General features: G+C 72.9%; 7 protein-coding genes. 2 read left to right on the top strand and 5 right to left on the bottom strand.

Annotation, left to right across the window (positions count from 1 at the left end; genetic code table 11):
* Window positions 1-410 precede the first annotated feature (410 nt).
* The 5 genes from DQW06_RS00895 to mtrA all read right to left on the bottom strand — a co-directional run bounded on the left by DQW06_RS00895 (window position 411) and on the right by mtrA (window position 6,788).
* The gene (locus DQW06_RS00895; protein ID WP_041553229.1) at window positions 411-1,187 is read right to left on the bottom strand and encodes a ComF family protein; all 777 of its coding nucleotides are present in this window, start codon (window positions 1,185-1,187) and stop codon (window positions 411-413) included.
* A gap of 287 nt (window positions 1,188-1,474) precedes the next feature.
* Window positions 1,475-2,317: a maleylpyruvate isomerase family mycothiol-dependent enzyme gene (locus tag DQW06_RS00900; protein ID WP_013154747.1), complete on the bottom strand. Its 843-nt coding sequence runs from the start codon at window positions 2,315-2,317 to the stop codon at window positions 1,475-1,477.
* Between the two features lie 88 nt (window positions 2,318-2,405).
* Window positions 2,406-4,280 (bottom strand): LpqB family beta-propeller domain-containing protein, encoded by a 1,875-nt coding sequence (locus DQW06_RS00905; protein ID WP_117197788.1) that lies wholly within the window; start codon window positions 4,278-4,280, stop codon window positions 2,406-2,408.
* Complete coding sequence (gene mtrB / locus DQW06_RS00910; protein ID WP_013154749.1) at window positions 4,277-6,094, bottom strand: MtrAB system histidine kinase MtrB; 1,818 nt, start codon at window positions 6,092-6,094, stop codon at window positions 4,277-4,279. The genes DQW06_RS00905 and mtrB overlap by 4 nt, the downstream gene beginning before the upstream one ends.
* A 16-nt stretch (window positions 6,095-6,110) precedes the next feature.
* Window positions 6,111-6,788 (bottom strand): MtrAB system response regulator MtrA, encoded by a 678-nt coding sequence (gene mtrA, locus DQW06_RS00915; protein ID WP_013154750.1) that lies wholly within the window; start codon window positions 6,786-6,788, stop codon window positions 6,111-6,113.
* Between the two features lie 420 nt (window positions 6,789-7,208).
* Between mtrA and DQW06_RS00920 the strand changes: the two genes are divergently transcribed.
* The gene (locus DQW06_RS00920; RefSeq protein WP_117197789.1) at window positions 7,209-8,753 is read left to right on the top strand and encodes a glycerophosphoryl diester phosphodiesterase membrane domain-containing protein; all 1,545 of its coding nucleotides are present in this window, start codon (window positions 7,209-7,211) and stop codon (window positions 8,751-8,753) included.
* Window positions 8,750-9,373 carry a DUF4129 domain-containing protein gene (locus tag DQW06_RS00925; protein ID WP_013154752.1) on the top strand — a complete coding sequence of 208 codons (624 nt, stop codon included), beginning with the start codon at window positions 8,750-8,752 and terminating at the stop codon, window positions 9,371-9,373. The genes DQW06_RS00920 and DQW06_RS00925 overlap by 4 nt, the downstream gene beginning before the upstream one ends.
* Window positions 9,374-9,416: the final 43 nt, after the last annotated feature.

Below are 9,416 nucleotides of genomic sequence, written 5' to 3' on the forward strand. Positions count from 1 at the left end.
CGCCGTTGGCGAACCCCCGGACGATGGGATGCCACCCGTCCGGCCGACCTGGTCTTCGTCCCCACATCCGCCTGCTGAGAGTGTCGCCGCTCTTGATCGCGACTACTGCTCTTCTCCCTGTCATGAGGGACATCTGGACCCTCCGCGGGGCAGGGCTTACCTCTAAGGCGCACCGTGATCGGTCGACGAAAAGTCGCCTTACGTGGGCCGTTTCGCCTGCGCCTGGCATCGGCTTGTCGGAGCGGCGCCCCGGTGTTCCCGGGAGCTCGCAGACTCCGACGCAACCACGGACCCGGACGGGTGCCATACCGTGACCGTAACCTGTCCTGGCGAGGATGTCAGGTAGCAGCCACCCTCTCAACTCATCGGTAACCGCCTCAAACCCCTTCGTACATGGACTTTTCGCCTGTTCACGAGGGTTCGTAAAACCTTCTTGCACCGTCCGCCTCCTTCTCCCGGGAAGGACCTCCGACAGCGCCGGGCAGGCGTTCGAGGAGGACCACCGCGCCCGCCACGGTGATCCCGCGGGCCCGCAGTGCGCGGGTGGCCTCGGCCACCGTGGCGCCCGTGGTGAGGACGTCGTCCACCACGACCGCGCTCCCCCCGGCCCCCGACCGCGCGCCGGGGACCGCGCCGAGGGCCCGGGGAAGCGGGCGGTCCGCGACGAGGGTGCCCGCCCGGTTGGCCAGGCGCTCGGCCCTCCCCAGGCCTGCCTGGCGTCTGGGGCGGCTCCGGTAGCGCAGCAGGGGCGCCACCCTCCCCGCGCCCGCTCCGCCGGCCTGCACCAGGCAGGCGCGCGCCAGCCTGGTGACCGGCGCCCGGGGGTCGCCCGGCGGACCGCGCCCGGGTACGGGGACGAGCAGGGTGTCCGGGCGGGCCAGGCCGGACGCGGTGTGGGCGGCGGCCAGCCACCCGCCCAGGGGCGCGGCCAGGGCGTCCGCGCCGCCCTCCTTGTAGGTGAGCAGCACCCCGCGGTGTCGCCCGGCGTAGGGTCCGGCCGCCCAGACGGGCGGGCAGCCGGGCCTGGGCGCGCACCGGTGGGGGCGGCGCCGCAGCGCGGTGAGGCAGTGCGCGCACAGCGGCCCCGAGGGGCCCGCGCACGCCGCGCAGGGCTGCGGCAGGAGCAGGTCGAGCAGCGCGCCGAGTATCCACCGCAGCACGCCCGTGGGGTGTGTCCGTTCGTCCATACCCCAAGGTTCGATGCCCGGAGCGGTGCCCGCCAGCCCCTTCTCGAACCTGTGGACAACGCTCCCGACGGCCTCCTCCACGCCCCTCACCGGCTCCGGCACCGGCTCCGCGGTCACGTCCCCGGGAAAAGCCCGGAGCAACCGGTCGCCGCCCGGGCCGTGACCGGTGCCCGCGAGCCTGCCGCCGTCACCCGGCGTCGCGGCCGCGAAGGCGGCACGGGGCCCCTCAAGGCGCGGGACCGGTCGGCACACGGACCGGCGACGACCGTCCGGGCCGGTCCGCGCGGTCAGCGGATGATCGACACGATGCGGCAGCAGGCCCGGGCCAGGTCGGGGTCGCCCGAGAGGACGCCCCTGGCCTCGGCCTCCTCCGGTTCGATCCCCCGCACGCACAGCCGCCAGGCGGTCTCGAAGTCCCAGCGCACGGCCGCCGCGGGCGGGCCGGAGCCCCCCGCTCCGGCGGGGGCCAGCGTCCACCCGGCTCCGGCGCGGGTGACGGTCCACTCGCCGCCGTCCGGGCCGTCCACGGCCACGCTCACCCGGGTTCCGGTCCGCGCCGGGGCGTCACGCAGGGTGTGCGGCAGCGCGCGCATGAAGGTGTCCAGCACCAGGGAGCCCGCGGGCCCGGGGTCGGTGGCCCGCCCGGCGGCGTGCCGGATCTGCTGCCGGTGGGCCCAGTTCTCGGTGAGTTCGCGGGCGCAGTCCAGCCAGACCGGCGCCGGGTCGGCGCCCGCCCAGGAGACGGCGACGCCCGGGGCGTGCGGGTCCGCGGAGCGCCAGAGCCGCACGAGCTCGCGCCCGGTCATCTCCAGCGTCTGGACCAGCGCCTGCGGGCTGATCCTGGCGGTGGCCCGCACCCACTCCCGGTTGTTGCGGTGGACGAACGCCGCCAGCGGCTCCCCCGGCGCCGGTGCCGGGGCCGCCCGGTAGCGGTCGCGCATCCCCGCGATGCGCCAGTAGTCGTCGCCGAGCAGGTGGGCGGCCACGTCGCGCGCGCTCCACCCGGTCACGGCCTCGGCCTGCCACTCGTCGGGGGTCAGGCCGCGCAGGAGCGCGAGGAGGTCCTCCCGCTCCCCGGCGAAGTGGGGGCGTGCGTCGATCGGCGTACCCAGCCGCGTCAGGTCGTCCATGGCGCCACCCTTCCAGGCCCGCGCGCCGGGCGCACCCCGGTTTCACCGCGGGCGTGCGGCCGGAGTCCGACCGCACGCCCGAAGTGCCTCAGCCCGGGAAGGCGGGCGAGCCGCCCTCCACGACGCTCTGCCAGTTGAGCGGGTCGCTGGACACCCAGATGTTGCCGTCGTCCGAACCGGCCACCAGGGGCTGGCCCGGGGCTCCGGAGACGGTCACCATGCTGGCGACGGGGGTTCCGGCGCTGGCGGGCGGCGTGCCGCCGTCCAGCGACACCAGGAGGGCCTGGCTCGTACCGCCCTCGCGGGTGCCGAGCACGACCAACTGGTCGCCCGAGCGCCAGGAGATGTCGGTGACGTCCTCCAGCTCGCGGGCCAGGGTCACGAACGACTCCACGGAGACCTGCCCGTCGGCGCCTTGCACCACGCGGCCCACCTGGAGCGAGCGGCGCCCGTCCACCTCGGTCACCACCGCGGCGCGGGTGCCGTCCCGGGAGATCTGGAACTGCACCAGCGGCCTGTCGCGCAGGTCGGACACGTCCACGCGGACCACCTCGTGGCCGTCGCGCAGCAGCCACAGGTCCGTCGGACCCGGGGAGGGCGGCGGCCCGTTGAGGTTGGGGCTCTCGGCGTCGGAGTCCTCCCGGGCCTCCTCGCCGTCCTCCCCGTCCTCGTCGTCGACCTCCTCGACCACCCACAGGTCGCCGTTGACGTCCCAGGACAGCTCGGTGAAGACCCCGTCGGCCAGGACCTCCCGGACGTCGGCGCCCGGGGTGGCCTGGCTCGTGACGACCTCGCGGCCGCCCGTGGTGACCCCGGCGATGGTCTGCTCGTCCAGCGACACAGCGAACCTGCCCAGGGGGACCTCGCCCGATCCCAGGGGCCCGGGTACCGGCTCGCCGCTGCCGAACGTGTCGGTGTCCCAGTCCGAGGCCGACCACAGCTGGCCCTCGTGGGAGTAGTAGACGTGGACGCCGGGCGAGGTCGCGCCGGGGCTGACCTCCGACCAGTAGGTGCTGCCCGGGCGCGGCCGGTCGGCGCTCTCGCCCTCGGCGCCGGGGAAGTCCACCTCGTTGCCGTTCACCCGCAGCGTGAACTCCTGGATCTCCGGCAGCTGGCGCAGGGTCCAGGCGATCTGGGCGCCCATGCCGAACTCGTCGGCCTGGCCGGGGGCGGTCACGCTGACGGTCACCCGGTCCTCCTCCACCTCCACCTCGGGGTCGGCGTCCTCGGCGAAGGAGGAGTGCACGGAGGGGTCCAGCCAGGTGCTGGGTCCGCGGACGAGCCTGTGCAGCAGGCGCTTGGTGAGCTCGTCGTTGCTGACGGGCAGGTAGACCGGGTCAGGGACCAGGGCGTTCTCGTCGGGGTTGAAGTAGTAGAGGTTGAACGGGCGGTGGGTGCGCTCCACGTCGAGCTGGCTGAGGATGAGCTCGTCGGGCAGGCTCTGGATGCGCCACTCGCCCTCGGGGTCCTCGTCCTCCCGGGCCAGGACGAAGGTCTCGTCGAGCAGGCGACCGGAGTCGCCGGAGACGTACCTGCCGTCCTCGTCGATCGTGGCCACCAGCGAGCTGCGCATCCGCACGGTGGCGGTGAGCCCGTCTCCGCTGATCTCGGTGTCGAGGTCGACGGTGTCGTGGCCGGGGAAGACCTTGACCGTCCCGTCCGGGTTCCACGACTGGTCCGTGCTCGACAGCATGTAGCTGCGGGCGGCCTCGTAGTCCTGCTCGAAGCTGCCCATGTCCTTGAGGAAGTCGCTGACCAGGCCCTCCGGCGCCACTCCCTCCTGGGGTCCGGCGGGCAGCAGGCGCACGTAGCCGCCGTAGGGGTCGCCCTCGGACTCGTTGCCGTCGCTGGCCACGACCGGGCCGGTGGTGGGGACGGTCGCGCAGGCGGCCATGGACACGACCGCCACGGCCGCGGCCAGGCAGGCGCGCGCGGCGCGGCCGAACCGGTGCGGTGTCCTCACAGCTTCTCCTCGTCCTCGCGCTGCTCGGCGCGGGCGGCGGCCGCGCCCTCCTCCGCGGCGTCCGCGCCGTTCCTGGCGGGCACCCTCTCGGGGCGGGCGGCGCCGTTGCCGTTCTCACCCTTGTCGGCGAAGGTGGTGTAGGTGCGGCCCAGCGCGAACTCCGGCGGCACCAGCGGCAGGGGGGAGCCGCGCAGTTCGCTGCCGGAGCGGCGCGGCAGGGACAGGCGGAACTGGGAGCCCTGGCCGGGCTGGCCCCACGCCTGGAGCCAGCCGCCGTGCAGGGTGGCGTCCTCCTTGGCGATGGAGAGCCCGAGGCCGGTGCCGCCGGTGGTGCGCACCCGGGCCGGGTCGGCGCGCCAGAAGCGGTCGAAGCACAGGTGCTCCTCCCCCTCCTTGAGGCCCACCCCGTAGTCGCGCACGGCCACGGCGACCGCGTCGCGGTCGCACGCGGCGGTGACCACCACGTCGCGGCCCTCGCTGTGCTCGATGGCGTTGACCACCAGGTTGCGCAGGATGCGGTTGATGCGGCGGCCGTCGTACTCGGCGGTGCAGGGGTCGGTGGGCAGGCGCAGCACGACCTTGATGCCGCGCCGCTCGGCGATCTGTTCGGCGTCGCCGACGGCCTTCATGACGGCATCGCGGATGTCGAGCGACTCGGTGCCCAGGGTGGCGGCCCCGGCGTCGTGGCGGCTGATCTCCAGCAGGTCGGAGAGCAGTTCCTCGAACCGCTCCACCTGGCTCTGCAGCAGCTCCACCGAGCGGCGCATGGTGGGGTCGAGCTCCTCGCGCTCGTCGAAGAGCACGTCCCCGGCCATCTTGATGGTGGTCAGCGGGGTGCGCAGCTCGTGGGAGACGTCGGAGACGAACTGGCGCTGGAGCTTGGACAGCTCCTCCAGCTCCTGGATCTTCTCCTGGAGGTTGCCCGCCATGTCGTTGAAGGACAGGGCGAGCCGGGCGAGGTCGTCCTCGCCGTGCACGGCCATGCGTTCGGTGAGGTCGCCCGAGGAGAGGCGTTCGGCGGACTGGGCGGCCGAGCGGACCGGGCTGACCACCTGCCGGGTGATGACGAAGGCGATCAGGCCCAGGAGGATGACCAGCAGCACGCCCACCAGGCCGACCGTGCCCTGGACCAGGTCGAGGATCTGCTGCTCGTGCTGGAGCGGGAAGATGTAGTACAGCTCGTAGGCGCGCGTGAGCTGCGCGCCGACCACCAGCGCGGGCTCCTCGCCCTGGTCGGTGGTGATGCGCGTGTACGTGTGGTACTGCTGCTCGTCCACCTCGGACTCGTGGACCTGGTTGATGAGCCGCTGCGGGACGCTGCCCTCGCCGGTGGCCCAGCCGACCTCTCCGCCCACCGAGGGCAGGATGACCACGCTGTACAGCCCGGTGTCGCCACTGCGGCTGGTGAGCTCGTTGGCGAGGTTGTACATGAGCCGGTTGCGGTCGCCCGACTCGTTCTCCTGGAGCTCGGCGGACGCGTAGTTGAGCCCGGCGCGGTGGTCGGTGACGGCCGTGGAGATCTTGGCGTCGAGCAGGCCGCCGCGCACCTGGGAGATGAGCACGTACCCCAGGCCCACCATGACCACCAGGGACAGCACCAGGGTGGTGGAGATGACCCGCAGGTGCAGCGAGCGGCGCCAGTTGCTGTGGACGCCGCGCACCAGGGCGCGGGCGGCGCGCTGGGCGAGCGCGTAGGAGCGGGTGAGCCCCGTGCCGCCGTCGCGCCAGCGCCCTCCGGCCGCGGACGGCCCGGAGGGCGGGATCTGGGTGTCGGAGGCGGTCCCCCGCTCCTCCTCTGGTGTGGCTGCGGTCATGTGCGGCTCGGGAGGATCAGGCGGTTCCGGCCTTGTAGCCGACGCCGCGGACGGTCACGACGACCTCGGGGTGCTCCGGGTCCTTCTCGATCTTGGCGCGCAGGCGCTGCACGTGGACGTTGACCAGGCGGGTGTCGGCGGCGTGCCGGTAGCCCCAGACCTGCTCCAGCAGCACCTCGCGGGTGAAGACCTGGCGCGGCTTGCGGGCCAGGGCCACCAGGAGGTCGAACTCCAGCGGGGTGAGACTGATCTGCTCGCCGTCGCGGCGCACGGCGTGCCCGGCGACGTCGATGGTGATGTCCCCGATCTGGAGCACCTCGGGCGCGGGCTCCTCGGTGCGGCGCAGGCGCACCCGGACGCGGGCCACGAGCTCCTTGGGCTTGAAGGGCTTGACGATGTAGTCGTCGGCGCCCGACTCCAGCCCGAGGACGATGTCGATGGTGTCGCTCTTGGCGGTGAGCATCACGATGGGCACGCCGGACTCGGCGCGGATCTGACGGCAGACGTCGATCCCGTCGGCGCCGGGGAGCATCAGGTCGAGGAGGACCAGGTCGGGCTTGGTCTCGCGGAAGGCCTCCAGGGCCTTGTCCCCGTCGTGCACGAACGAGGGCTCGAACCCCTCTCCACGCAGAACGATGCCCAGCATCTCAGCGAGGGCGAGGTCGTCGTCGACAACCAGTACACGTCCCTTCATCGGTGCGTCCGGCGCCGGGCGTCGGACCCGCGGGCGGGTACGGCGGCGCCTACTCCTCTCTCTGGAAACACTCAAGCGGCATGAACGTTCGGTGCGCCCCGAGACGCAAGAAACTGCTTCGTCCTCCCCCCACCTTGCCACCTTCGGGCGGGATCGGGAGAGTGGTCGGTGTTTTTCGGTCCGTGGGAACCGTTTCGGCCTGCGGCGCGTCGACCCTGGTGACCTGGCACGCGAACCTTCGCGACCCGGCCTGTTGATAACAGAAAGCATACAAAAGGAATGAAGTGGGTCGGTTGCGCCTGCATACGCCCGAACATCGCGGGCACCGGTGGAACCGGCGGGTAGGTTGGTTCACCAGAGGCCGAAAACCGCGGAAGCGTGCTCGCGCAGCGTAACCGAACCCCATGGAGGGCGGGGCAGATGACCCAGGAGGACGACCACCGGGACACGTCGGGGAACCCCCCGGACGGACCGGACGGCGGCGGGGCTTCCGAGGCCGCTCCCCCGCCCGCGTCCGGCGGATGGGCCGCCCCCGGTCAGGAGGGTCCCTCCTCCGCCTCCTCCGCGCCCTCCGGTACGGGGCCGGAGTCCGCGTCGGCCGGTCAGACGCCCCAGGGGCAGCCGAACTTCGCCCCTCCCGAGCAGACCCCCGGGTACGGGCAGCAGGGCTACGGGCAGACGCCCTCCGGGCAGCAGCCCGGATACGGACAGTACGGCCAGCACGCCTCCGGCCAGCAGCCGTCCCAGGGCGGCGGGTACGGACAGCAGCCCGCGTACGGGCAGCAGCCGGGTTACGGCCAGTACGGCCACGGACAGCAGGCGCAGTGGCAGCAGTCCGGACACGGTCAGCAGCCGGGCTACGGACAGTACGGCCAGCAACCCGGTTACGGACAGCCCGGATACGGAGCGCAGGCCGGATACGGCCAACAGCCCCCTTACGGGCAGCCGCGCGCGCTCAAGCCCGGTGTGGTCGCGCTCCGGCCGATGACGCTCGGGGACATCCTCAACGGTGCGTTCAGCCTCATCCGCAACAACCCCAAGACCACCGTCGGGCTCGCACTGGTCGTCATGGCAGTCGCGAGCATCGTGAGCTCGGTCGGTTTCAGCGGCTACATGTCCGGCTACGGGGCCTTCCTCGACCAGGTGATGGCCGACCCCGCGTCGATCGACCCCAACGACCCGTTCCCGTTCAGCGGCTGGTCCCTCGTGGCCCTGTACGGCGGCGGCCTGCTGACCCAGGCCGGGATCATCCTGGTCACCGGTCTTCTCACGGCCGTGGTCGGTATGGCGGTCCTCGGCCGCAAGCTCAGCCCCTCCGAGGCCTGGACCGCCGTACGCAGCCGGATCTGGACCGTTGTGGGCCTGGCACTGCTGCAGCTGGTGACCATCTTCGTCCTCTACGTGGCCGTCACCGTCGGAATCGTCGTCTTCTTCATCGGTGTCTTCGTGGCCATCGCGGAGAGCCAGGGCGTCGGCGTCATCGTCGTGATCGCCTCGATGCTGGGGGTCGCCGGAGGCGTCGCCCTGGTCGCCTGGATCTACATCCGCATCTACTTCGCCATACCGGTCGCGGTGCTCGAGCGTGTCGGTGCGGGCACGGCCTTGACCCGCTCCTGGCGACTCACTCAGGGCAGATGGTGGCGGACCTTCGGCATCTCACTGCTTGCCTCCATCCTCATGTTCCTCGTCCAAGGACTGCTGAGCACGCCCTTCAGCATCGTCTCGGTGGTCCCCACCTTCATCGCTCCCGGTGCTGCCTGGGCCGCCGTCGTGGCGGGCGCCGTCATCTATGTGGGCAACGTCGTGGTCTACGCGATCACCGCGCCCTTCAGCGTGGGCGTGAAGACCCTCCTGTACGTGGACGCGCGGATGCGCAGTGAGGGCCTGGACCTGAAGCTGCACCAGGTGGCCCAGGCCGGCTACGAGGCGGGCCCGGAGATCTACCTGCCGGAGCCGCGGACGTGAGGGCACCCGCCGTCGGGGAGGTGACCCGTGAGGAGGGGCAGCGGCGCGCCGTCGAGGAGCTGAGCGACCCCCTGTACGGGGAACAGGAGCCCTCCCTGTGGGACCGCTTCCTCTCCTGGCTCCAGGAGCTCCTCGCGGACCTGGTCTCCCAGGCGCCGGACGCCCTCGGCGGCTGGACGGTCCTCGGACCGCTGCTGGTGGTCGTCGCGGTCCTGGTGGTCTGGCTGGTCCTCTGGCTGCGCCCGACGCGGAGCCGTCGCGCGGGAGCGCCCGTGCACGAGGGCGCGCCGATGGACGCGGCCGACCACCGGGCCGCCGCCGACCGGCACGAGAGGGCCGGTGAGTTCGCCGCCGCCGTCACGGAGAGGCTGAGGGCCATCAGCGTGGACCTGGAGGAGCGGGCGATCATCACGCCGCGCGCGGGGCGCACAGCGACCGAGCTGGCGGCGGAGGCCTCCGCCGTGCTGACCGCCGAGGCCGAGGGGCTGAGCGAGGGCGCGCGGATCTTCAACGACGTGGCCTACGGCGACCGCCCGGCGACCGCCGACTCCGCCCGCCTCCTGCGCGAGCTGGACACGCGGCTCAGGGCCGCCCGGCCCGTCGGGGAGGTGGGCCGATGACGGCCACCGCTCCCCCGGCCGCGCCCCCGCGCTCCCCCGGCCG

This window comes from Nocardiopsis sp. TNDT3 (assembly GCF_003427465.1).
GTDB lineage: Bacteria > Actinomycetota > Actinomycetes > Streptosporangiales > Streptosporangiaceae > Nocardiopsis > Nocardiopsis dassonvillei.